General features: G+C 52.1%; 19 protein-coding genes. 8 read left to right on the top strand and 11 right to left on the bottom strand.

Going from position 1 to position 23,451, the window contains the following annotated elements:
• Positions 1-20 precede the first annotated feature (20 nt).
• Positions 21-866: a 23S rRNA (adenine(2030)-N(6))-methyltransferase RlmJ gene (locus tag RZA33_RS11975; protein ID WP_317507946.1), complete on the top strand. Its 846-nt coding sequence runs from the start codon at positions 21-23 to the stop codon at positions 864-866.
• Positions 867-886: 20 nt separating this feature from the next.
• On the opposite strand, the gene mnmE is transcribed toward RZA33_RS11975, so the two are convergent.
• The 4 genes from mnmE to rpmH form a co-directional block, all read right to left on the bottom strand.
• Positions 887-2,257, bottom strand: a complete 1,371-nt coding sequence (mnmE, locus tag RZA33_RS11980) for a tRNA uridine-5-carboxymethylaminomethyl(34) synthesis GTPase MnmE (protein WP_317507947.1) — start codon at positions 2,255-2,257, stop codon at positions 887-889.
• A 137-nt stretch (positions 2,258-2,394) separates the two neighbouring features.
• Complete coding sequence (gene yidC / locus RZA33_RS11985; RefSeq protein ID WP_317507948.1) at positions 2,395-4,083, bottom strand: membrane protein insertase YidC; 1,689 nt, start codon at positions 4,081-4,083, stop codon at positions 2,395-2,397.
• A gap of 121 nt (positions 4,084-4,204) precedes the next feature.
• Complete coding sequence (gene rnpA, locus RZA33_RS11990) at positions 4,205-4,597, bottom strand: ribonuclease P protein component (protein WP_317507949.1); 393 nt, start codon at positions 4,595-4,597, stop codon at positions 4,205-4,207.
• A gap of 13 nt (positions 4,598-4,610) precedes the next feature.
• Positions 4,611-4,745 (bottom strand): 50S ribosomal protein L34, encoded by a 135-nt coding sequence (gene rpmH, locus RZA33_RS11995; protein WP_088698236.1) that lies wholly within the window; start codon positions 4,743-4,745, stop codon positions 4,611-4,613.
• A 533-nt stretch (positions 4,746-5,278) separates the two neighbouring features.
• Between rpmH and dnaA the strand changes: the two genes are divergently transcribed.
• From dnaA to gyrB, 4 genes are all read left to right on the top strand, one after another.
• Positions 5,279-6,745, top strand: a complete 1,467-nt coding sequence (gene dnaA, locus RZA33_RS12000; RefSeq protein ID WP_317507950.1) for a chromosomal replication initiator protein DnaA — start codon at positions 5,279-5,281, stop codon at positions 6,743-6,745.
• 60 nt (positions 6,746-6,805) lie between these two features.
• Positions 6,806-7,909, top strand: a complete 1,104-nt coding sequence (dnaN, locus tag RZA33_RS12005; protein WP_317507951.1) for a DNA polymerase III subunit beta — start codon at positions 6,806-6,808, stop codon at positions 7,907-7,909.
• A gap of 131 nt (positions 7,910-8,040) precedes the next feature.
• Positions 8,041-9,144 (top strand): DNA replication/repair protein RecF, encoded by a 1,104-nt coding sequence (gene recF, locus RZA33_RS12010; RefSeq protein WP_317507952.1) that lies wholly within the window; start codon positions 8,041-8,043, stop codon positions 9,142-9,144.
• Between the two features lie 96 nt (positions 9,145-9,240).
• Positions 9,241-11,661, top strand: a complete 2,421-nt coding sequence (gene gyrB, locus RZA33_RS12015; protein WP_317507953.1) for a DNA topoisomerase (ATP-hydrolyzing) subunit B — start codon at positions 9,241-9,243, stop codon at positions 11,659-11,661.
• A 250-nt stretch (positions 11,662-11,911) separates the two neighbouring features.
• Here the strand turns inward: gyrB and gmhB are convergent, their stop codons facing one another.
• The 3 genes from gmhB to glyQ form a co-directional block, all read right to left on the bottom strand.
• Complete coding sequence (gmhB, locus tag RZA33_RS12020) at positions 11,912-12,460, bottom strand: D-glycero-beta-D-manno-heptose 1,7-bisphosphate 7-phosphatase (protein WP_317507954.1); 549 nt, start codon at positions 12,458-12,460, stop codon at positions 11,912-11,914.
• 168 nt (positions 12,461-12,628) lie between these two features.
• Positions 12,629-14,695: a glycine--tRNA ligase subunit beta gene (glyS, locus tag RZA33_RS12025; RefSeq protein ID WP_317507955.1), complete on the bottom strand. Its 2,067-nt coding sequence runs from the start codon at positions 14,693-14,695 to the stop codon at positions 12,629-12,631.
• Positions 14,696-15,667: a glycine--tRNA ligase subunit alpha gene (gene glyQ / locus RZA33_RS12030; protein WP_317507956.1), complete on the bottom strand. Its 972-nt coding sequence runs from the start codon at positions 15,665-15,667 to the stop codon at positions 14,696-14,698.
• Positions 15,668-15,771: 104 nt separating this feature from the next.
• On the opposite strand from glyQ, the gene rfaD reads away from it, so the two are divergent.
• Positions 15,772-16,728: an ADP-glyceromanno-heptose 6-epimerase gene (gene rfaD / locus RZA33_RS12035; protein ID WP_317507957.1), complete on the top strand. Its 957-nt coding sequence runs from the start codon at positions 15,772-15,774 to the stop codon at positions 16,726-16,728.
• Positions 16,721-17,764 (top strand): lipopolysaccharide heptosyltransferase II, encoded by a 1,044-nt coding sequence (gene waaF, locus RZA33_RS12040; protein WP_317507958.1) that lies wholly within the window; start codon positions 16,721-16,723, stop codon positions 17,762-17,764. Before rfaD ends, waaF begins: the two co-directional genes overlap by 8 nt.
• Here the strand turns inward: waaF and RZA33_RS12045 are convergent.
• From RZA33_RS12045 to RZA33_RS12060, 4 genes are all read right to left on the bottom strand, one after another.
• The gene (locus RZA33_RS12045; RefSeq protein ID WP_317507959.1) at positions 17,754-19,406 is read right to left on the bottom strand and encodes a sulfatase-like hydrolase/transferase; all 1,653 of its coding nucleotides are present in this window, start codon (positions 19,404-19,406) and stop codon (positions 17,754-17,756) included. The genes waaF and RZA33_RS12045 overlap by 11 nt on opposite strands.
• Before the next feature lie 161 nt (positions 19,407-19,567).
• The gene (locus RZA33_RS12050) at positions 19,568-20,362 is read right to left on the bottom strand and encodes a glycosyltransferase family 32 protein (RefSeq protein ID WP_317507960.1); all 795 of its coding nucleotides are present in this window, start codon (positions 20,360-20,362) and stop codon (positions 19,568-19,570) included.
• Positions 20,363-20,394: 32 nt separating this feature from the next.
• Positions 20,395-21,150, bottom strand: a complete 756-nt coding sequence (locus tag RZA33_RS12055) for a glycosyltransferase family 2 protein (protein WP_317507961.1) — start codon at positions 21,148-21,150, stop codon at positions 20,395-20,397.
• Entirely contained in the window at positions 21,151-22,179 is a 1,029-nt protein-coding gene (locus RZA33_RS12060; RefSeq protein WP_317507962.1) for a glycosyltransferase family 9 protein, read from the bottom strand.
• 84 nt (positions 22,180-22,263) lie between these two features.
• On the opposite strand from RZA33_RS12060, the gene RZA33_RS12065 reads away from it, so the two are divergent.
• Positions 22,264-23,382, top strand: coding sequence for a glycosyltransferase family 4 protein (locus RZA33_RS12065; protein ID WP_317507963.1), 1,119 nt, complete (start codon positions 22,264-22,266; stop codon positions 23,380-23,382).
• The last annotated feature ends 69 nt before the right edge of the window (positions 23,383-23,451 follow it).

Raw genomic sequence — 23,451 nt, forward strand, 5'->3', positions numbered from 1 at the left:
TTTTCTGCGGACGATTTACCATGCTGTCTTACCAACATGCTTACCACGCCGGTAACTTTGCCGATGTGCATAAACACCTGACACTTTACGCGACGACTGATTACCTATTACGTAAAAAAACCGCCATTACATATATAGACACACATGCGGGTCGAGGCCTTTATCCATTAGCGACCAAAGAGACTCAACGGCTACAGGAATACCGTGAAGGCGTCTGGCCACTATGGCAGCAGCGTGAACGGCTTACCGGCACGCTACTCACCTCTTGGCTAAGCACTATTGCCAGCGCGCAGTCAGCTAATCATGAATTGACGCACTACCCTGGTTCCCCGTGGTGGCTGAGCCAGCCGCTGCGTAAACAAGATCGGCTGCGGCTTTATGAGCTCCACCCAGGCGAGCATCAGCACTTGAACGCCCAGGCGCTCCCCATGCAGGCCCAGCGCGTTTATGGCGATGGGCTGGTAGGGCTAACCGCGATGCTGCCGGTGACCACGCCCAGGCTTTGCGTATTGATTGACCCAAGCTATGAGCGCAAAGCGGAGTACCAGGAGGTCGCCGATGCGGCTATCTACACACTGGAAAAGGCCCGCCACGGCGTGGTGTTGATCTGGTATCCGCTGCTGCCCGCTGACCATCATCACGTTTTGTTAGATGCGTTAAAGGCGAGCGGCATACGTAAGATATGGCGCAGCGAGCTGTTACTGCGTGAACCCGATGCGCAGGCTCACGGTATGTACGGTAGCGGTATGCTGGTGATTAACCCGCCTTGGGGGCTGGAAGAGCGCCTAACCACTGCTATGGCGGAAATTACCCCGTTACTAGGCGCTACCAGCCGCTACCAGGCGGATTGGTGGGTGGGAGAGTAGCGGTATATCCAGCAGCGTTGCTATTTACCGATACAGAAACTACTGAAAATCTCGCCCAACAGGTCATCGGCGCTGAATTCACCAGTGATCTCGCCCAATGCCTGCTGAGCATCGCGTAGATCCTCAGCGAGCAATTCACCTGCGCCATAGCCATCAAGCTGGGCGCGACCAGTATTAAGCGCGGTCATGGCCCGATCTAGGGCGTCAAGGTGGCGCCGGCGAGCGGAGAAGCGACCCTCGGTCGTGGCGGCAAAGCCCACCACATCCTTCAGGTGCGCTTTTAAGTTATCCACACCCTCGCCTGTTTTAGCAGACAACCTTACGGTGGGGGGCGTTGTGGATAAATCTAATCCAGGCGGTTCTGCGTTGGTATCGATCTTATTACGTACTAACGTCAAGCGCTGCTGGTCGGGCAGGCGGGCGACAAACTCGGGCCAGATAGCCATGGGATCAGTCGAATCGGTGATGCTGGCATCCACCAGTAGCAGCACCCTGTCGGCTTTCTCTATTTCGACCCAGGCGCGAGCGACACCAATTTTCTCGACCGCATCAGGTGTATCACGCAAACCTGCTGTATCGATAATATGCAGCGGCATACCGTCGATATGGATATGCTCACGAAGTACATCCCGGGTCGTGCCTGCGATATCCGTCACAATGGCAGTATCTTGTTCGGTCAGCGCATTGAGTAGGCTGGATTTACCGGCGTTTGGCCGCCCGGCAATGACCACGCTCATACCTTCGCGCAGCAGTGCACCTTGGCCTGCTGACTGGCGTACGTCGCTCAGCGCCTGCTGGACGCTGCTTAAGTGCTGGGCAACGTGGCCATCGGCCAAAAAGTCGATCTCCTCTTCCGGGAAGTCTATCGCTGCTTCAACGTAGATGCGCAGTTCGATCAACCGCTCCACCAGCGCAGAGACGCGTTTTGAAAACTCGCCTTGCAGCGAGCGCACGGCGTTTTCTGCCGCTGAGCGTGAGGTGGCATCAATAAGATCGGCGATTGCTTCCGCCTGGGCCAGGTCGAGCTTATCGTTCAAAAACGCTCGTTCGGAAAACTCTCCCGGCCGCGCCAAACGCGCCCCCAGAGCCACGCAGCGCTCCAGCAGCATGTCCATAATAATTGGGCCGCCGTGGCCTTGGAGTTCAAGTACATCTTCCCCGGTAAAAGAGTGGGGGCCGTTGAAGATTAAGGCGATGCCTTCATCAATGCTGCCTTCAGCGCCTTGGAAGGTGCCGTAGTGAGCGTAGCGAGGAGCAGGGCAGTGCCCAATCACGGCGTGGGCGATTTCCCGGCAGGCGGGGCCAGAAACGCGAATAATCCCCACACCGCCACGTCCAGGGGGGGTTGCCAGCGCCGCAATGGTGTCAGGTGTGTAGAGGCGTTCGGCCATGGTAAATCTCTTAGTCAATTAGCAGAAATATCGTTTGATCGGTTTAGTCTGAATTTGTCGACCTTAAAACGCCAGACCCCCGCTCGGGGCGGGGGTCTGGCGGTGTCGGTCTACATGGCAGACTACTTTGTTTCTAACTACTTGGTCTTCATGCCTTTGCCGATGGTCGGATCATTCTCGATCTTGCGCGTAATATAATATTGCTGCGCTACCGAAATGATATTGTTGACCACCCAGTAAATGACCAGACCGGCCGGGAACCACAGGAAGAAGAAGGTAAAGATGATAGGCAGCATCTTCATGATCTTCGCCTGCATAGGATCCGGGGGCGTCGGGTTCAACATCTGCTGAACGAACATCGAAATACCCATTAAAATCGGTAAAATGAAGTACGGGTCCTTCACCGATAGATCCTGAATCCAGAAAATGAACGGTGCGTGACGCAATTCAACTGACTCTAGCAACATCCAGTAAAGCGCGATGAAGACAGGCATCTGGATCACAATAGGTAGACAGCCCCCCAGCGGATTGATCTTCTCCTTCTGGTAGAACTTCATCATCTCCTGCGACATTTTTTGCCGGTCGTCGCCGTACATCTCTTTCAGACGCTGCATTTCAGGCCCGAGTTTACGCATCCGACCCATGGATTTGTAAGCTTTGGCAGAAAGCGGGAACAGCACGGTTTTAACCAGCACGGTCAATAGAACAATCGACCAACCCCAGTTACCGACGATCTCGTGGATATGATCCAACAGCCAAAACAGCGGGTTAGCAATAAACCACAGCCAGCCATAGTCCACGGTTAAGCGCAGATTAGGCGCTACTTGCTCCAGGTAATCCTGAACCTTTGGACCCATATAAAGCGTAGCACCGAGGGAGGCTTCACTTTCCGCCGCAATGCTATTGGTAGGGCCAGCAAAGGCGACAACATTACGATTACTGGAGTCAGTAGTGACGTAATAAAGGTTCTGCTGATCCTGCTGGGGTGCCCACGCCGATACAAAGTAGTGCTGAATAATGGCAATCCAACCGCCCTGAGCTTCGCGGTTTTCAAAGTTATGGCTTTGGATATCCTCGAAGTCAATTTTCTCGTAGCGCGCATCCGGCGTTGAGTAGGCAGCCCCTAGATAGGATTTCATGCCCATGGATACACCGCTTGACGGGTCTGGGCTGTTGTCACGTGCTAACTGGCCGATAAAACGTGCGCTAACTGGCTCATCGGTGTTGTTGGCCAGGTAGTAATTAACGTCAACCGCATAGCTGCCACGCTCAAAGGTGAGACGTTTAATCACCTCAATACCATTGACCTCAGCGGTTAAGTCAACGCTGAGCTCGTCGTCGCGATCGCCCAAACGATACGCTGAGTTTTCAGGTGTGAAGGCAATGCGGCTAGCCTCACCGTTTAACTGTAGCCCCGAACGCGCTACGTAGCTTCGGCTGTCGTTATCGGACAGCAAAACATAGTTACGTTCTGAATCGAGAGAGAGTTTGTGCTGCGGTAACGCCGCATAAACGATATCGCCACCGTGTGGATCGATGCGCACATCGAGGACATCGGTTGTTACCGCAATGAAATCCCGGCTTGACGTCTCATTTTCAGTTGCGTCAGAGATCCCTTCACCGACGTCGCTTTGCGGCGATGAGGTGCTCGGAACCGCTAAGCCTTCAGCATTCTCGACGTTACTAGGAGGCGCCGAGTTGCTGCGTTGCGTTGTTTCAGGTATCGAATCGTAATTCGGCTGCCCGTAATCCTGATTCCACTGGACGACTAGCAGGTACGCCAGTACGGCTAGTGGAATCAGTAATAAAAGTCGTTTTACGTCCATGAGGGTTCTGCCCGCTGGGTGGTGAACATGCTAATGGCGCAGTGTCATTTACTTGACTCTTGACACACGAAAGCCTGCCAGGCGGCAGGCCGAAGTCGAGCGGCAAGGTGTGCACCTAATGTCACGTGTTACGCTCTGGCGTTGGTGCTGCGATCATTGCCTGTGCGTCACGCTGAAGTCGTTTCCACATGCCGTGTAGCTGGCGATGTAAGGTGTCGTTGTCTAGGTCCTGAACGCCACGCCGAGCAAGCACCACAATATCTACAGAGGGTAAGTGATCTTGACGAAGACGTACGGATTCTCGAACGAGACGCTTGAAACGGTTGCGGTCGACGGCGCGTTTAACATTTTTTTTGCTGACCACAAGTCCAAGCCGAGGATGCCCTCGAGTACTTAAGCGAACTAATGCCATCATACCTTTGCCGTGCACTTTTAGATCAGCTTGCTCAAACACGTGACTGAAGTCCCCAGCATTTAGTAACCGTAATTGCCGGGGAAAGCCTTGCTGCGGCACACGCAATCCTAGATCAAGCGCTCAGACGCTTGCGGCCTTTGGCACGACGACGTGCCAGGATAGCGCGACCATTTTTGGTAGCCATACGAGCACGGAAGCCATGCGCGCGCTTGCGCTTAAGAACGCTAGGTTGAAAAGTGCGTTTCATAACTCGTTATTCCCACGTGGTTTAGGACGGAAAGTAAATTCCAAAAAGCCCGGTCCAGTGAGGAACTAGCCGGGGAGATTCAATTCAAGACCGGAAATTGTAGAGACTTCCTCCGCTGCGTGCAATTTTTCCTTGCACAAAAAGCATGATCGCGTCCCAGCCAGCTTGCTTTGCCAGTCTAGAGTAGCCGCTAATGTTGTCACTATTATTACTAATAAGTAGTTCTTAATCTGTTGTTATTAATAGTGGGGATACTATTTGTGGATAAGTGCTTTTAATTATTTTATTTCAGATGCTTATGCGTATAAAAAATCTGTGTGTAAGTCGCGTATAAGCAGGCGATAAGCTGTTATTTTAATGTGATTAACCGCTTTGTAAGTAGTGATATTGACGTTTATCCTTATCTATTCACAACGTTTTCCCCGCGGCTCATGAGAAGTTGTCCACAGGGGGCGTCGATACCTAAACCTGTGTGGATAACCGCGGCTTTGGGCGCTACAATGGTCGGCCGTTTTCAACCGATGGTGAGATGAGTGTCACTGACGCTTTGGCAACAGTGCCTGGACAACCTGCAGGATGAACTGAATTCACAACAGTTCAACACCTGGATACGCCCACTGCAGGCAGAAGAAGGAGAGTCCAACGAGCTGCGCTTATTAGCGCCGAATCGCTTTGTGCGCGATTGGGTGAGCGATAAGTATGCCAAGCGGATTAGTGAGCTAATGCGTGAATTGGCACCGGCTAAACCGCCTAAAGTCAGTTTGACGGTAGGTAGCCGCCGTCCAGCCACCCACGCACCCCAGCATCGCGATTTGGGCAATCCAGTCTCAGCGTCACCGTCGCGGCCTTCAGCGCCAGCGGTGCACACGCCACCTCGCGGCGACATACCCGATGAGCGCGAACTAGATAATCAGCGCGAAGCGGCTTCCGGCCGGCGTACCAATGAGCGCCAGGTCCAAGTCGAAGGCAGCCTGAAGCATGGCAGCGGACTAAATCCGAATTTTACCTTCGACACCTTTGTGGAAGGTAAATCAAACCAGCTAGCCCGCGCGGCGTCTCGTCAGGTGTCAGAAAACCCCGGTGGTGCTTACAACCCTTTGTTTTTATACGGGGGAGTGGGCCTGGGTAAAACCCACCTAATGCATGCGGTGGGCAATGCGTTAGCTACCCGGCGCGAGAATGCGCGGGTTGTGTACCTGCATTCAGAGCGTTTCGTGGCTGACATGGTCAAAGCGCTGCAGCTAAATGCGATAAATGATTTCAAGCGCTTTTACCGCAGCGTCGACGCCTTATTGATTGATGATATTCAGTTTTTTGCTGGCAAAGAGCGCTCACAAGAAGAGTTCTTTCATACTTTCAATGCGCTTTTGGAGGGTGGCCAGCAAATGATCCTCACCTCTGATCGCTATCCGAAAGAGATCAGCGGTGTTGAAGAGCGGCTTAAATCACGTTTTGGTTGGGGCCTGACGGTGGCAATTGAACCCCCTGAGCTTGAAACCCGCGTGGCTATTTTGATGAAAAAGGCTGACCAGGCGAAGGTCGATTTGCCGCATGACGCGGCTTTCTTTATCGCTCAGAAAATTCGTTCCAATGTGCGCGAATTGGAAGGCGCCTTGAAAAAAGTCATCGCTGACTCCCACTTCATGGGTAAAACGATTACCCAGGATTTCATTCGTGAATCGTTAAAAGATCTGTTGGCGCTTCAAGATAAGCAGGTAGGTGTTGATAATATTCAGCGCACGGTGGCTGAGTACTACAAGATTAAGGTCGCGGACTTGCTTTCCAAGCGCCGTTCGCGCTCTGTGGCACGCCCACGGCAAATGGCCATGGCGTTGGCTAAAGAGCTGACCAATCATAGCTTGCCGGAGATTGGCGACGCCTTTGGTGGTCGCGATCACACAACAGTGTTGCATGCTTGTCGCAAGGTGAAATCCTTACAGGAAGAGAGCGCGGATATTCGAGAAGACTATAAGAATTTACTGCGCCTATTAACCAGTTAATCATTCCATGGCCGGACCTGACGTAAAACAGGTTTTCCAGGATATAGAACCGGAGTATTGATGAAATTTTCGATTTCCCGAGAGGCGCTGCTACGTCCGCTGACTCTGGTCGCTGGCGTAGTCGAGCGGCGTCAGACATTGCCCGTGCTCTCCAATGTCCTTATTCAAGTCGAGGGTGACCAGGTGTCACTCACCGGCACAGACTTGGAAGTCGAGTTGATTGGGCGCACCGTGGCCAATCAGGTCGAGCAGGCTGGTTCCGCTACTGTACCTGCCCGTAAGCTGATGGATATTTGTAAATCACTGCCCGATCAGTCGGATATTCAGCTTGCCGTGGAAGATGGTCGTGCCGTGCTGCGCAGCGGACGCTCACGCTTTACGCTATCAACACTGCCAGTGGCTGAGTTTCCCAATATTGAAGATGCTGACGGGAGTCAGGAAATCAGTGTGCCGCGTGGCACTTTGAAGCACCTGATTGAAACAACGTCGTTTGCCATGGCGCAGCAGGACGTACGCTACTACCTCAACGGCATGCTGTTGGAAATTCAAAGTAATTTGCTGCGCACGGTCGCCACAGACGGCCACCGTTTAGCGATGTGTTCGCGTTCGATCGAGGTCACCGTTAGCCAGCCGCAAAAGCTAATCGTGCCGCGTAAGGGGATTTTAGAACTCTCGCGCTTGTTAGACGACAGCGATGAGCCTGTTAGCTTAACGCTTGGCTCCAGCCATGTGCGTGCTCATACCGGTGATTTCACCTTTACGTCTAAGCTCATCGATGGCAAGTTTCCCGATTATGAGCGTGTGGTGCCGCGCAACGGCGACAAAGTACTGCTTGCTGAACGTGCTGAGCTGCGCCAAGTACTTTCGCGTACCGCGATTCTGTCTAATGAGAAGTACCGGGGTGTGCGCCTTTACCTTGAAGAGAATAATCTCAAGGTAATGGCCAATAACCCTGAGCAGGAAGAGGCTGAGGAGAATATCGCTGTTGAGTATAACGGCGGCGCGATGGAAGTTGGATTCAACGTAGGCTACCTCGTGGATGTGTTGACAGTACTCAACGACGATCGCGTGCAGATTACTCTGGCTGACCCCAATAGCAGCGCTCTGCTTGAAGAGCCGGGTGGTGGCGACGCACTTTATGTTGTTATGCCAATGCGCCTGTAGGCACTTTTTTTGTTGTCTAGGCAATACATAAAGCCCGCTAGGTTGGCGGCGCTTCTGGCGACAGAATCGCCGCTTCCTCATTGGGCACAATGGTTCCTACGTTCGATAGGCCTTTAAGTGGTGATGATGAAATGGGTCTAACGCTGCTTAACTTCCATGGCTTGCGCAACCTCTTGCCGGTTGATATGTCGCCGTCCCCGCGTATTAATGTGATCAGTGGCGCTAACGGTAGTGGCAAAACAAGCCTGCTGGAAGGCATTCACATATTGGGTATGGGCCGTTCGTTTCGCACCCGTCAATTAAAGCATGCCATTCAAACCGAAGAGCCACACATGACGTTGTACGGTCGGTTGAGCGGCAACCCTGAGGTCACCCTGGGAGTTCGCCGTCTACGCGCCCAGAGAGAGCTAGAATTGCGCCTGAGAGGTGATAAGAACGCCAGGTTGTCAGCGTTAGTTGAGGCGATGCCACTGCAGTTAATTAACCCTGATGCGTTTCGTTTGCTTGAGGGTTCGCCTGCCGGGCGTCGTGAATTCCTCGATTGGGGTGTGTTTCACGTGAAACATGATTTTTTGGGGATATGGAAGCGTACTCGACGAGCGGTGAAACATCGGAATGCACTGCTCAGGCGTGGTAGAATAGATCCTCAAGAAATGGCGGTTTGGGAGCATGAGCTTGCTATTTGGGGAGATCAGATGGACGCGCTTCGCCGTGCTTGGTTCAGTGACTTCCTGCCAGTATTTGAAGAAACGCTGAAGGCGCTGCTACCACTACCTGGCTTGTCATTGCACTATGCCCGTGGGTGGGATATCGAGCGCTCCCTTGCTGATGTGCTACACGCTAGCCGTGCGACGGACCAGCAAATGGGTTTTACCCAGCAGGGACCTCAGCGAGCAGATTTACGCATCAAGATAAACAAACAGCCTGCTATTGAAGTACTTTCCAGAGGCCAGCAAAAGTTAGTGGTGAGTGCTTTAAAGCTCGCCCAAGGGCGGTTTCTGGAAAGAGCAGCACAGCGGCACTGTATTTATCTGATTGATGATTTACCTGCAGAACTCGATGAAAAAAATCGTCATCAGTTTTGTGAGTTACTTGAAGATATGCAGTGCCAAGCATTTATTACCAGCGTTGAACCTTCTGCGTTAAGTGGCACTTGGCGATCTTGTACCTCAGTAAATATGTTTCACGTGAAACATACTGATCAGGGACTTGGCCGTTTAACAATCAACCGTTAGAGCCGATCAGACAGTCTGGGTCGGGCCTGATCGGTTAATTGAGCGCGGAAAGGCTAAGCGATACGGAATGAGACAGACTTCACGACGGAGTGGTCAATGAGCGAGCAGGCTTACGATTCATCAAGCATTAAGGTGCTCAAAGGGCTGGACGCGGTACGCAAGCGCCCAGGAATGTATATTGGTGACACCGATGACGGTACCGGGCTGCACCACATGGTCTTTGAATTGGTGGATAACTCCATCGACGAAGCCCTGGCCGGACATTGCAGCGAAATTCGCGTTGTCATTCACCCGGATGAGTCGGTCACCGTTAGCGATAACGGCCGCGGCGTACCTACTGAACTTCATGAAGGGGAAGGCGTTTCTGCTGCTGAAGTTATCATGACGGTGCTTCACGCAGGCGGTAAGTTTGACGACAACTCCTACAAGGTTTCAGGGGGGCTACACGGCGTTGGCGTTTCTGTCGTGAACGCCCTTTCTGCTGAATTGCGTTTAACAATTTGGCGACAGGGTGAAGTATTTGAGCAGATGTACCACCACGGGGTGCCGCAAGCGCCGCTGGGTGTGGTAGGTAAAACTGAGAAAAGCGGTACGCGGGTTCACTTCCGCCCCTCGCCAGAAACTTTCGGCAACATTGAATTTCATTTTGATATTTTGGCGAAGCGCTTGCGAGAGCTCTCCTTTTTGAATTCTGGCGTTGCGATTCGTCTAATGGACGAGCGTAGTGGCAAAGAGGAGCTGTTTCACTATGAAGGCGGCTTGAAAGCCTTTGTTGACCATTTGAATACCAATAAGAGTGTGATCAACCCGGTATTCCACTTTAACGCCGTTCGTGAAGATGGCGTTGAAGTTGAAGTGGCAATGCAGTGGAGCGAAGCCTTCACTGAAAACATTTTCTGCTACACCAACAACATCCCTCAGCGAGACGGTGGGGCACACTTAGCCGGTTTCCGCTCGGGCCTTACCCGCACGCTCAATAACTATATTGAAGCTGAAAACCTGCTTAAAAAAGCCAAGGTAAATACCACCGGTGACGACGCCCGTGAGGGGTTGACCGCGATTATCTCGGTCAAAGTACCTGATCCTAAGTTTTCGTCTCAAACGAAAGACAAGTTAGTTTCCAGCGAAGTGAAAACAGCGGTCGATCAGGAAATGAGCCGGCTGTTCTCTGAGTACCTTGTAGAGAAACCTAACGAAGCGAAAGCGATCGTTAATAAGATGCTGGACGCAGCGCGTGCCCGAGAAGCCGCGCGTAAGGCACGCGATATGACTCGGCGCAAAGGCGCGCTAGATATTGCCGGGCTACCGGGGAAACTGGCGGATTGCCAGGAGAAGGATCCCAGTCAGTCAGAGCTTTACCTAGTGGAGGGTGATTCGGCAGGCGGCAGTGCCAAGCAGGGGCGCGACCGTCGTACCCAAGCGATTTTGCCTCTTAAAGGTAAAATTCTAAACGTCGAAAAAGCGCGCTTTGACAAAATGCTGTCTTCCGCAGAAGTGGGCACGTTGATTACGGCTCTTGGTTGTGGCATCGGTCGTGAAGAGTTTAATCCTGATAAATTGCGTTATCACTCGGTTATCATCATGACCGATGCGGACGTCGATGGCTCGCATATTCGTACGCTGCTGCTGACATTCTTCTTCCGTCAGATGCCGGAGCTAATCGAGCGTGGGCATATTTTCATTGCCCAACCGCCGCTGTATAAAATCAAGCGCGGTAAGCAGGAACTTTACCTGAAAGACGAGCAGGCGATGGTGGATTACTTAACCACGACAGCTCTGGATGGCGCAGGTCTGCACGTTAATGCGAACGCCCCAGGTATTTCAGGTTCGCAGCTTGAGGCGTTGGTGAATCAATACCGCAACGTTATGAGGCGTATTGATCGCTTGTCGCGGGTTTATCCTAATGAAGTACTTAAGCAAATCGTTCATGCCTCTGCGTTGAAAGGCCAAGAAAGCCTGAAAGATCGCGTTACCATGCAGAACTGGATTGATGAGCTGCAGAAAATAATGGATGACCTAGTCGCCTATGAAGGCGGGCCGCGTTATCACTTCCACCTGCAGGAAGACAATGAGCGTGGGCTTTACTTACCCACCGTATCGCTTATTGCCCACGGGGTAACCACCGAGTATGTGTGGGGGCTGGATTTCTTTGAAAGCGCCGACTATCGGGGTATGGCCGAGTTGGGCGAAACTCTGGAAGGGTTTTTGGAAGAGGGTGCCTATATTGCCCGTGGTGAACGGCAGAAGCCGGTAGCACACTTCTCGGAAGTACTGGCATGGCTAATGCAAGAAGGCCAGCGCGGCCTTTCCGTACAGCGCTATAAGGGACTGGGAGAAATGAACCCAGACCAGCTCTGGGACACCACCATGGATCCCGATAGCCGTCGCATGCTGCGTGTGACCATCGAAGACGCCGTTGCCGCCGATATGATGTTCAATACCCTGATGGGTGATGACGTAGAACCCCGCCGGGACTTTATCGAAACCAATGCGCTGGTGGCCAACCTCGACGTGTAAAACTGACGTCAGCTATTAAGAAGTTTCACGTGAAACATCTTAATTAGTCTCAGTGCAAAGCGCCGCGATGGATTAGATTCCATGGCGGCGCTTTTTTATTGGTAGATAGAGATAAACTCTTAGGAATAAGTTGCTAGGAATAGTTTATTAGAAAATAGATTGTTAGGAAAAGCTCCAGGTAGGAGAGAGGCTCTGTTGAGTCAATGTTTTTAATATAACGCAGAAGCAACCAACACTCCGTGCCGCTTGGCTATTCAATGAGCCAATCAACGAACTGCCCTAAATCGTCAAAGACCAATGCTCCTTCAAGACCGGTACCTTGGTTTTCCGTTTTAAGCCCTTTCCCGGTTCTGACCAGTGCGGTGTTGCAACCGACTGCTTCCCCCGCCTGTATGTCTCGCAGGCTATCTCCGACTATCCAGCTACCTGTTAAGCTTTCTAATCCCAGCTGCCGCTGTATGTTGAGCAGCATGCCAGGCAATGGTTTACGACATTGACACTTATCGTCTGGCCCGTGCGGGCAATAGGCAATATAGGCAATCCGTCCGCCTTCATCTTCAACTAGACGAATCAAGCGATCATGCATGGCATGAAGTGTCGTTTCATCGTAATAGCCGCGGGCGATTCCCGACTGATTGGTTGCAATGGCGACGACGTAGCCCGCGTGCGTTAGCCGGGCAATGGCAGAGATTGAAGTGGGGTAGGGCACCCACTCGTCAAGGGATTTGATGTAGTGGTCGGAGTCATGGTTGATAACCCCATCGCGATCCAGAATGACAAGTTTCACGGCACTTAGCATAGTGACCCCATTGTTACGGTTGCCAGCGACGCTGTCTGCTGCCCGCTAGTTTTACGGCTATTTTACCCTGATCTAGCAAAAAGTGTTTCACGTGAAACACGTACTTCACCAAACAACAAAAAGCCCAACCGTTTAGGGTTGGGCTTGGGTTGCGACCGAATGTGACGGCTACTGAGGGAGCAGCGAGATATCCGCGACTTCCAAAAACAGCGCTTGAAGGCTAGCAAGTAACGCTAGCCGATTGCGTTGAACGGCAGGGTCGTCCGCCATGACCATGACCTGGTCAAAAAAGGCATCGACTGGCTCACGTAACGTTGCCAGTGTATCCAGTGCCACCTGATAATCACCTGCTGCAAATAATGGCGCTACTTTTTCCTGACTGTGAATTACCGCGTTAAAGAGTGCCTTCTCCGCGTCCTCTTGAAGCAGGGTTTGATCCACCTGGGTGCTACCATCATGAGCTTGCTTACTCAGAATATTGGAAACCCGCTTATTGGCCGCTGCCAGCGCGGCTGCTTCTTCGCGCTGGGCAAAAGCCTTAACCGCACGCAGGCGGCGAGCGAAATCGAGCGGGTTAGTCACTGGGCGAGCGCGCACTGCAAGGTATATTTCAGCGCTAATGCCTTCTTCCTGGCCCCAGGCGCGGAAACGGTCAAGCATATAAGTCAGCACATCTTCCACTAGCCCATCGACGTTAGGCAGGTTTTGGTGCTGTTCAACGGCCACGCTGAGCAGCTCGCGCAGATCAAGGTCGAGCTCACCTTTGACCAGAATGTTGAGCACGCCAATCGAGGCACGACGAAGAGCAAAGGGATCTTTTGCCCCGGTAGGGCGTTGACCAATTCCAAAAATACCCACCAGCGTGTCCAGACGATCCGCCAGGGCTAGCGCCTTACCTGTGCTAGTTTGGGGGATAGTATCGGTAGCAAAGCGCGGTAAATACTGCTCTTCGACCGCTTGAGCCACTTCAGTCGGCTCACCGTCTTGCTCGGCGTAATAGCGCCCCATAATGCCCTGAAGCTCGGGGAATTCGAGTACCATCTCCGTGACAAGGTCGCATTTGGCGAGCGCCACGGCGCGTTGGGCATGTGCCACATCACCGTTGATTCGCTCGGCGATAAAGGTGGCGACAGCCTTGCTGCGGCGGGCTTTATCCGCCAGCGTACCCAGCTGTTGTTGGAAGACCACGCTCTCCAACTGAGGAATACGCGATGCAAGCGTATGCTTGCGGTCGGTAGCGTAGAAAAACGCCGCATCGGCTAAGCGAGGGCGGATGACTTTCTCGTTACCGGCAATGACCTGGTCGGGGTCCGCGCTGTCGATATTAGCAATAGTAATGAATAGCGGCTTTAGCTTGCCTGCGTCGTCCAGCAGGTGAAAGTATTTCTGGTTGGCCTTCATGGATGAGATCAAGCATTCCGCTGGCACCTCCAAGAAGCGTTCATCGAAGCTACCGGTCAGGGCGACCGGCCACTCGACCAAGCCGCTGACTTCGACGAGTAAGTCTTCGTCGATGACGGCGGTGGCCTCCTGCACTTCGGCTTCTGACAGTACCTGCTCGCGAATGCGTTCACGGCGCTGCGCACGATCAACTAAGACGTAGGCGTTTTCGAGGGCAGAGACGTACTCATCAGCGTGCGCTAGCTGGAGTGCATCGGGGGCGTGGAAACGATGGCCATAGGTCGTGCGACTAGCCTGTAAACCCAGTGCCTCGGCGGCTACCACATCGCTACCGTAAAGTGCCACAAGCCAATGAACGGGACGTGAAAATTCAACCCGTGAAGCGCCCCAGCGCATGTTTTTAGGCACCGGTAACGTACTGATCGCTTTTTGCAAAATCGCTGGCAGCAGCGCCTGTACAGTCTCACCCTGCTGCTGTTCGCGGAATACTAGCCAGGTACCTTTATCCGTTTCCAAGCGCGCCAGCTCATCCACGCTGACGCCACAGGAGCGGGCAAAGCCTTCCGCAGCTTTAGTGGCGACGCCATCTTTAAAGGCAGCCGCCAGCGCTGGGCCACGGCGCTCGACGTGACGGTCAGGCTGTTTATCGCCCAGCTCGCTTACTTGTACCGCTAAACGCCGTGGTGTTGCAAAAGCGCTAACGCTGGTGAAGGGAATATCGGCTTCTTGCAGGCCCTTCTCAATGCCTGCGGCAAACGCATCGGAAAGCGCATCAAGGGCTGTGGGTGGCAGTTCTTCTGCTCCCAGTTCTAGTAAAAGGGTATTAACAGCCATTTAAGCGTCTCCCTGTTCAGCGAATAGCTCTTGCAACAGTTCGCGGCGAAGTTTTTCAGGTGCCATCGGGAAACCTTCGGCTTTACGCGACTCAAAGTAAGCGGTGGCGACGTTTCGCGCCATGGTACGCACGCGCAGGATAAAGCGCTGCCGCTCGGTAACTGAAATGGCGTGACGGGCGTCCAGCAGGTTGAACGTATGCGATGCTTTCAGAACTTGCTCGTAGGCCGGCAGCGGCAAGCTGGCGCCGAGCAGCTTGCCGCACTCTTTTTCCTGGTGGTCAAAGTTAGCAAATAGCTGATCAACATCGGCATGTTCAAAATTGTAGGCGGACTGTTCGCGCTCGTTTTGCAGGTAAACATCGCTGTAGGTAACCTTGCTGCCATCCGGTGCAACCGCCCAGACAAGGTCATAGACGCTATCGACATCCTGCAGGTACATGGCAATGCGCTCAAGTCCGTAGGTGAGCTCTCCAGTTACCGGGTAGCATTCAATGCCCCCGGCCTGCTGAAAATAGGTAAACTGGGTCACTTCCATACCGTTTAGCCAGATTTCCCAGCCAAGACCCCAAGCACCAAGGGTGGGCGATTCCCAATTATCTTCGACGAAACGCACGTCGTGGATCAAGGGGTCTAGGCCGAGCCGTTTAAGGGACCCCAAATAAAGCTCCTGCAGATTGCTTGGCGATGGCTTCATTACTACCTGGAACTGATAGTAGTGCTGGAGTCGATTAGGGTTCTCGCCGTAGCGGCCGTCAGTCGGGCGCCTTGAGGGCTGCACGTAAGCAGCGTTCCAGGTTTCGGGGCCAATCGCGCGGAGGAAAGTGGCGGGGTGGAAAGTGCCTGCGCCGACTTCCATATCGAGCGGCTGGAGGATGACACAACCCTGTTCTGCCCAGTATTGCTGCAGAGCAAGGATCAAGCCTTGAAAGGTCGACACATCGGGTGTCGATTGGTTTGTCGAGACACTCATCGCGGAAAGCACCGTTGGCCATGAATTCATAAGGCGTCAAGTATACAATCCTAGGCAGATAGGTGACAGGCTCCAACAGAGCCGCTTTAAGTAAGGAGTACAGTATGATTGTGGTAACAGGCGGTGCCGGTTTTATTGGGGCCAACTTAGTCAAAGCACTGAATGCCCGCGGCCGTAACGATGTGGTGGTGGTTGACGATCTGCGCGATGGCACCAAATTCGTCAATTTAGCCGACTGCACGTTGGCAGACTATCTCGATAAGGACGACTTTCTTACCCGAATAAAAGCAGCTCTGCGCGGTGAAAACGTCGACCTGCCCAACATCGACGCCATTTTCCACGAAGGTGCCTGCTCGGATACCACCGAGTGGGATGGTCACTACATGATGGAAAATAATTTTGAGTACTCCAAAGTACTGCTTAATTACTGCGAGCAGCAGGGGATTCCCTTCTTATACGCGTCGTCAGCCGCCACCTATGGCGGCAGCGAAGTGTTCAAAGAGCTGCCCGAGTGTGAAAAGCCACTGAATGTTTACGGTTATTCAAAACTGCTGTTCGATCAGCATGTGCGCGCGCGCTGGGACGAGTTAACCACTCAGGTGGTGGGCTTTCGTTACTTTAACGTCTACGGCCCTCGTGAACAGCATAAGGGCAAAATGGCCAGTGTGGCCTATCATAACCATCTGCAAATTCGTAATGGCGAAACGCTCAAGCTGTTTGGCGGCTATGATGGTTTTGATGCCGGCATGCAGAGTCGCGACTTTGTTTATGTGGGCGATGTGGTCGATGTGAATCTTTGGTTTTTGGATCATCCTGACAAGTCAGGTATCTTTAATCTTGGCACCGGTCGGGCTGAGCCTTTTAAAGCCATTGGTGAGGCTGTTATCGACTTTTACGGTAAAGGTGAGATCAACTACATTGCCTTCCCCGAAGAACTTAAAGGACGCTACCAGAGCTATACCCGAGCTGACATTGGTCAGCTACGTGAGAGCGGCTGTGATGTTGAGTTTAAAACCGTTGCTCAAGGAGTGAAGGCCTACTTGGGGTGGTTAAATGGTTAACTCCGCTCAGCGCTTGCTGGTGATTGGCCCCTCGTGGGTCGGCGATATGGTCATGGCACAAAGCTTGTTTATGACCTTAAAAGCCCGCCAGCCCAATGCGACGATTGGGGTGGTCGCACCGGCTTGGTCACAGCCTATTCTAGAACGCATGCCTGAGGTGGACGAGGTGCTGCCGTTGGCAGTGGGCCATGGTGAATTTGGTTTGGCTAGCCGGCGTGAACTCGCCAGCCGCCTGCGTGGGCGCTTTGATCGCGCCATTGTGTTGCCGCGTTCCTGGAAGGCGGCACTGGTGCCTTTTATGGCACGGATTCCCGAGCGTATTGGCTTTATCGGTGAGCACCGCTACGGGCTTCTCAAGGAGCGCCGTAAACTCGATAAGCAGGTGCTTGACCAAACGGTAAAGCGTTTTGTGTCGCTAGGGCTTCCCCTGGAAGAGGCGAGTAGCGGCGACTTTGAGTTACCTAAACCACGCCTGCAGATTGATCGCGATAATTTGGTCAATTTACGCCTGACCCACTCGCTTTCATCACGGCCGGCAATTGGTATGATGCCCGGCGCCGAATATGGCCCTGCCAAGCAGTGGCCAATTAGCTACTTTCACGCGCTGGCAAAGCGGTTGGTGCAAGATGGCTTTGAGATACGCGTCTTAGGTGGAGCGAAGGATCATCCGGCGGGGGAGGCGATTGTGCAGGGTCTTGCACACGGTCACAACTTATGCGGTAAAACCCAGTTGGCCGACGCAGTTGATCTGTTGGCAGATTGCCGACACGTCGTCACCAACGACTCAGGCTTGATGCATGTGGCCGCCGCGGTCGGTGTACGTATTCATGCGTTATACGGTTCTTCTTCGCCTGTGTACACGCCGCCGCTCACCGATAATGCGGTTATTCATTATTTAGCGCTTTCCTGCTCTCCTTGCTTTCAGCGTACCTGCCCGCTGGGGCACACTAATTGTCTTAATCAGCTCAGTGTCGATCAGGTTTATCAAAGTCTACACGCAGATCAGCAGAGAGAGCACGTGATCGCTAACGGATGAGCTCAACTTCATCGGCGATATCGGCAGGCGTTTCTAGAACTTGCTCTTGAGGAGATTCTTGGGCATTACGGCGCTGAGGGGAAATCCCCTCCCAAAGGCGGTGCTGGAGCGCTGTTTCTTCCCTTAAGCGCTCGTTGAGCACCTCAATGCCGTGCCTTTCTACCAGCGTAGGCTCATCGCTGAATAGAGAAGTGCCCAATCCGGCACGCTGCTCTTCGAGGCGAAAGCCTAGCGCATCCAACAGGGTAGGAAAAACATCCAGCATCGTGGCATCGCGGCGTATGCGCTGTGGCTCAATGTCTTCACCCAGCATAATCAGCGTGTTATCTCTATCCATGGCCGTCAACTGATCCCAAACAGAAACGCGCATCGTCAGGTGGTCACTGAGCAGCACAACTAACGTATTGTCGAGAAGCCCCTCTTCCTCTAGACGCTCAACCAAATCACGGGCAAGCCACGCCGAACACTCAACCGAGTAAAGGATATCCTGGCCATCGAACTCGCCCTGCCGTTCCACGCAGGATTGTGAAGGGTAGCCATTGGGTGCATGGCCTGTGAGGTTAAGGTTAAACATCCCCCACGGTCCGTTATTTGCTTGGTCGAGACGACGTATTTCGTCGGCGGTGATGTCATAAAGCGTGTCGTCATACAGGCCCCAGCTATTCACATATTCAGGATCATCCAACAGAGGGGCTAACTCTTCACGTCCTTTTACCGTATCGAAACCGTGGCCTTGGTAGAATAGCCCCTTGCCTGCAAATTGAGTACTAGCGCCGCCTAAGTAACTAAGCTGATAGCCTTGCGCTGCCAATATATCGCTCAGACAATCAACGCCTGGGACTACCTTAGAAAGAGGCTCAAACTGAGCATCATGGAGTAGACCCGCTGGCATCAAGGGGACGCCGCACTGGCTGGCGATCATACCTGCCATCGTCCAACCGGTGTTATCCATCTGGCGTACGCCCTCAAACACCGCGCCACGCTCACCAAGCGCATTGATATCTGCGTAAGCATCACCAAACTGCTCATTGGCATAAGTGCGCTCTATACTTTCCAAGTACAAGACGAGCAGATTGGGCGCATCGCGTAGCTCGCTAGTCGGTGGCGATACATAACGTCGGTCCAGCCAGCTCCCATCATCCGTGACTATCGCTGCGCTGCGCAGGCCCAAGCCATATAACAGTGGATTGCAAGCGAGTAGGACAATAGCGAAAAACCGTTCGGCGAATCGCCAGCGTTGATCATGACGTGTTAACCAAGTGACCGATGCCAGTACAGCGATCATGACGGCTGTATAAAGAGCAGCGATAACCAATTTTCCCGGCCCGCCGTGTTCAGCCATGCCCGCCTGCAGGTGGAAAAATACCGCGCCGAGATCGACAATGCCGAAGCTGTCGGCCAAGTAAATGTAAATGCCCAAAAGGCTCAATGGGACTAGCGACCACGGCCACATTTTACGGTAACGCGCATTAACGGGATGGCCCCAGCGCAGCTTTAGACCCACAGCCACCCAGGCGGCAGCAATAAAAAATAGCGCCCACCACGGCAGGCGGGTTAGAACCGTGACGGTATAGCCTAGGCTTAGGCCGGTAGTGACTAGAGGCAGCCATGGGGCAAGTTTGAGTGACCTTAAGACGGGCATGTGCCCCTTACGGTGGCTGAGAAATGAGGATATAAAAAACACAGCTTTCTTGACCTTGGTATGAGAGTTATGATGATTCTTAACTTTAGCATTACCTAGGCATTTGCTGTAGTTATAGGCGAAATAATCAAGGTAGACGTGCTAACCGTTGTGCTTTATGGTCAGGCTGTATTCTCACTCTCTGGGCGAATAACCGAAGTTTTCCGCTGTTCTTTATTCCACTTTCCCTGGGGCTTATCAATATACTGGAAGTGCTCGTTAGTAAAGCTGCCCTGGTTTACTGCATAACGATAGTGAACTGTCGGCACTTTCTCAGGATTTAAAAGCATATTAAATACGCCTGGTCCTGTTATGTGGAATACATTCGTCAAAGTATTCTCTTTTATGTTCTCTACGATTTGGTCAATTAACTTAGCAAGGTTAGGATTTGCAGGAGCGCTGGCAATAAAGTAGTTACTAAACTCACCTCGGCGCGTGGTGACAAAGATTTCTTTTTCTTTTGAACCAATCAATTGGGAGAGAGGCCAGATTTGGTGCGCATCGATATCCAGGTATACACCGCCAAACTTATGAAGCACCAGTACACGCCACAGATCGGCTTGGGCCGCACCAATCTGTAAACGGTTATAATGGGGAAGTACATCAGGGTAATATGCATTAATAAAGTTATTTCGCGCTTCAGTGCTCATGAAGCGGTACTCGAAATCTGGAGCCATCAGTCGGTTGAATAGATAGTTGAGATAGACAGGTAGTGTTACTCTATTGGTAAAATTGGTTTGCCAAATAATGCTTGAGATAACCTTTTTTTTGTTGTTTTTAAACAGCGGCGGAGAGTATTCTGGTAGAGTGAAGCGTATTTTTGGAAAAATCCAATAAAGAGGGTAGTTTAGCATTTTCAAAGTGTTGGCAAAAAGTTTTATGACTCTGCTTGTGGCTACAATGAGAATTTTTTGCATAGCGTTTTACCGGCGTTGGAGTGGGGTTGTATTTATTCGGTAGCAGTTTTTTTATGCAACTCATTAAGCTTTGCATACTTCATATAAGCATGGAAAGCGGTAGTAATTGCTACTAAAAAACCATCTGCTCCCTGGAAAACTCCACCTTTGAAAATTAGTTTTCTTATGAACGCATTAGTGCTGTGAAGTATCGGATTGAAAACGCATGGCTTTTTACCACGTTCTTTCATTGCCCAGGCATCTCTGGTTGATAATGCATTGATGCGGTAAATCCAGTCGGATAGATCCCTATAGGTTAAGTGTTCTATATGTGTCTTTGTTTGGTAAATGGACGGGGCTTTTACAGACGAGTGGGCTTTTTTATTGAGATAGCCGGAAGTCGTTCTATTATATAGCCTTACAACACTGTCTGGATAAAAGCCGGCAGCTTTGATCCAGTGCTCGCCAACATAATTTTTACGATGAAAACCATAAGCTATCTGAATATCATCAAGTTTCAATGTATTGATAATGCTGACAGCATCCTCACTTAAACGCTCATCAGCATCTAAAGAAATAATCCAATCATTTTTTGCATACGGTACGCCGAAAGCTTTCTGTGGTCCATCACCCAGATAGTCTTGTGTGTAGATTTTTGCACCGTAGGCTTTAGATATTTCAGCGGTTTTATCGTCGCTACCGGAGTCTACTACAATAAGCTCATCGCACACTTTGCTAAGAGAAATTAGGCATTCGCCAATGTTGTAGGCTTCGTTTAAAGTGATGACAATTCCGGTAATTGGCTTCATTCATATTCCTTTGCTTAATAAAGCTTTCACTATTTCTTGGGCCGCTGCATCGATATCAATCGCACTCATATCCTGCTGATCAGCACTCCCAGGCGGGCTAAACGCCAGACGCTTCTCAGCGCTGTTACAGGTTTGCCAGCGCAATGGCGTCGCGGAGCGTTTGCCAGGGTAAAAACCGGCCGTCGCAAGATTGAGGCAGCCAGCGATGTGTAATGGCCCCGTCGAGCCTGCAATCAGCATGTCAGCACCTGCAAGCTTTAGGGCAAAGGCGTCCACACCTGTGCTGGCAGGGAAGTGATCTGCCATTACGCCGTTTTCGGCTAACTGGTCAATCAGCGCTTGAGCCCGAGACTGTTCACTCGGCCCGGCGCTTATAAGCCAGCGAAGAGGCAGGTTATGCTGGCTTATCTGAGTAATGAGCGTCGCATACTGTGAAATTAACAGGTTGACGGCTGAGCCGCCACTGCCCGGGTGAACAACCATCACATGCTCCGACGGGTCGCGGATAAGTGTTTGTCGTTGAGTATACTGCTGGGTGTCACTCAGGGGCCAAAAAGGCGGTGAAGGCAGAGATGAAAGCTTCAGCGATAGACGTTCCACCAGCTTGCAGGCCAAATCGACATTGTATCGGTATTCCGGCTTAGCAGATTGCGAGCGTCTTTGGCGTACCCGAACATTATAGAATATTTGGCACCACTTGGTGGCGGGAGCGACGCGCAGTGGAATGCCCGCTCGAACACCCAGCCAGCCAATACGTGGTGTTGAGAAAAGTGTCAGCAGTGCATCAAACTTCGCTTGTTTCACTTGGCGAAGCAGCCCTTGCTGCGCGGCTTTATTCGCCTGGCTGCTGGGGTCAATGATAACGTCATCTACCCAAGGGCAGGCCTTGGCCAGCAGGGCCGTATAAGAGGGAACCAAAACGGTAACATGAGGGGTAGGCGAGGCTTTTTTTAAACACGCTAGGGCCGGCCAAGCCAGCATAAAATCGCCGATTTTGTCGTTACGCACGACAAGCAGTTTCTGCGCCATGATTTAGGCCCCGTTAATACCAGCCTGTATACTACAAGATATCGTATTGATTGTTTAACGGTACACGGCTGGGTAGGGTAAACAATGCAAAATAAGGTACTGCAACTGTGTCTTTCCGATGGTAAAGGCGGAATGGAGTTATACGTAGACCGCGTAATTGAAGACCTGCAGGCAGAAGGGTGGGATGTCATCGGTATTTGCTTGAAGGGCTCGAAGGTAGAAGCCTACATGCAGCGCCATGGTGTACCTTACAAAGCCTTTGCCAGTAACGGACACGCTCTGACCAATATCTTCTCGCTAAGGCGCTGGTTGGTGGCAACGAAGGTGACCATTATACATTGCCATAAATCGAGTGATTTGCGCCTGACTACGCTATTAAAAGCGCTGCTACCAACATTAAATATCTTTTATACCGATCATGTGGGGGGGCAGCGGCCTAAGAAGAGCCCCTATCACCGGATTGCTTATAGTAGCGTGAAGCGCGTGTTTTCCATTAGTCAGGCAACACATCAGCGCAATATTGGCAATTTGCCCGTCCCGCGGGAGCGGGTGGCCTGCTTAACTCATGGGGTGGATATCGCTAAGTACCAGCCCTGTCATGATCTTGCTGCCATTCGTGCCAAGCGAATGGCTCTGGGCGTACTGCCTGATGCAGTGCTAATAGGGCTTCCCGGCCGTGTTACCCCAGGTAAAGGGCAAGATGTGTGGGTGAATGCGTTGCTTAAGCTAGACCCCGCATTAAACTTTCATGCGCTCTCCATCGGCGGGACTGACTATGCTACAGGCGGCGTTGAGGCGTTTTATGCCCAGTTAGAACAAGTCGTTGCGGGCACCTTCTTGGCTGAAAAAATCACCTTTTTAGGGCACCGCAACGATCTAACGGAAATCTTGCCAGCCCTGGACATGGTGTGTATTCCTTCAAAGAATGAAGCGTTTGGTCTGACGATCATTGAGTCTATGGCCTGCGGCATACCGATCATTGGCTCCAATACCGGCTCGCTGCCGGAGTTAGTAGATGCCGATTCAGGCTTGCTAGTGGGGGCATTTGATGTCCATGCATGGCGTGATGCTATGGACACCATGATTCGGGATGCTGCCAAGCGTCAAACAATGGGGAAGGCCGCTCGACTCCGTGTTGAACAGCACTTCAGCAACAAGCAGCACGTGAAACGCTTAATTGAGTATTACACTGCGTCTGAATAGTTTTTATTCTGAATAACGCGGCTGCAGCGGTCGAGATCAATCAGCACAGTAAACGCGATGTTTTTGCGA

It is taken from the genome of Halovibrio sp. HP20-59, assembly GCF_033052795.2.
GTDB lineage: Bacteria > Pseudomonadota > Gammaproteobacteria > Pseudomonadales > Halomonadaceae > Vreelandella.

Excerpts from the sequence above, each read along its gene's own strand:
- RZA33_RS11975 (WP_317507946.1), top strand. The coding sequence starts at position 21 with ATGCTGTCTTACCAACATGCTTACCACGCCGGTAACTTTGCCGATGTG.
- mnmE (WP_317507947.1), bottom strand. The coding sequence starts at position 2,257 with ATGGCCGAACGCCTCTACACACCTGACACCATTGCGGCGCTGGCAACC.
- yidC (WP_317507948.1), bottom strand. The coding sequence starts at position 4,083 with ATGGACGTAAAACGACTTTTATTACTGATTCCACTAGCCGTACTGGCG.
- rpmH (WP_088698236.1), bottom strand. The coding sequence starts at position 4,745 with ATGAAACGCACTTTTCAACCTAGCGTTCTTAAGCGCAAGCGCGCGCAT.
- dnaN (WP_317507951.1), top strand. The coding sequence starts at position 6,806 with ATGAAATTTTCGATTTCCCGAGAGGCGCTGCTACGTCCGCTGACTCTG.
- recF (WP_317507952.1), top strand. The coding sequence starts at position 8,041 with ATGGGTCTAACGCTGCTTAACTTCCATGGCTTGCGCAACCTCTTGCCG.
- gyrB (WP_317507953.1), top strand. The coding sequence starts at position 9,241 with ATGAGCGAGCAGGCTTACGATTCATCAAGCATTAAGGTGCTCAAAGGG.
- gmhB (WP_317507954.1), bottom strand. The coding sequence starts at position 12,460 with ATGCTAAGTGCCGTGAAACTTGTCATTCTGGATCGCGATGGGGTTATC.
- glyS (WP_317507955.1), bottom strand. The coding sequence starts at position 14,695 with ATGGCTGTTAATACCCTTTTACTAGAACTGGGAGCAGAAGAACTGCCA.
- glyQ (WP_317507956.1), bottom strand. The coding sequence starts at position 15,667 with ATGAGTGTCTCGACAAACCAATCGACACCCGATGTGTCGACCTTTCAA.
- rfaD (WP_317507957.1), top strand. The coding sequence starts at position 15,772 with ATGATTGTGGTAACAGGCGGTGCCGGTTTTATTGGGGCCAACTTAGTC.
- waaF (WP_317507958.1), top strand. The coding sequence starts at position 16,721 with ATGGTTAACTCCGCTCAGCGCTTGCTGGTGATTGGCCCCTCGTGGGTC.
- RZA33_RS12045 (WP_317507959.1), bottom strand. The coding sequence starts at position 19,406 with ATGCCCGTCTTAAGGTCACTCAAACTTGCCCCATGGCTGCCTCTAGTC.
- RZA33_RS12050 (WP_317507960.1), bottom strand. The coding sequence starts at position 20,362 with ATGCAAAAAATTCTCATTGTAGCCACAAGCAGAGTCATAAAACTTTTT.
- RZA33_RS12055 (WP_317507961.1), bottom strand. The coding sequence starts at position 21,150 with ATGAAGCCAATTACCGGAATTGTCATCACTTTAAACGAAGCCTACAAC.
- RZA33_RS12060 (WP_317507962.1), bottom strand. The coding sequence starts at position 22,179 with ATGGCGCAGAAACTGCTTGTCGTGCGTAACGACAAAATCGGCGATTTT.
- RZA33_RS12065 (WP_317507963.1), top strand. The coding sequence starts at position 22,264 with ATGCAAAATAAGGTACTGCAACTGTGTCTTTCCGATGGTAAAGGCGGA.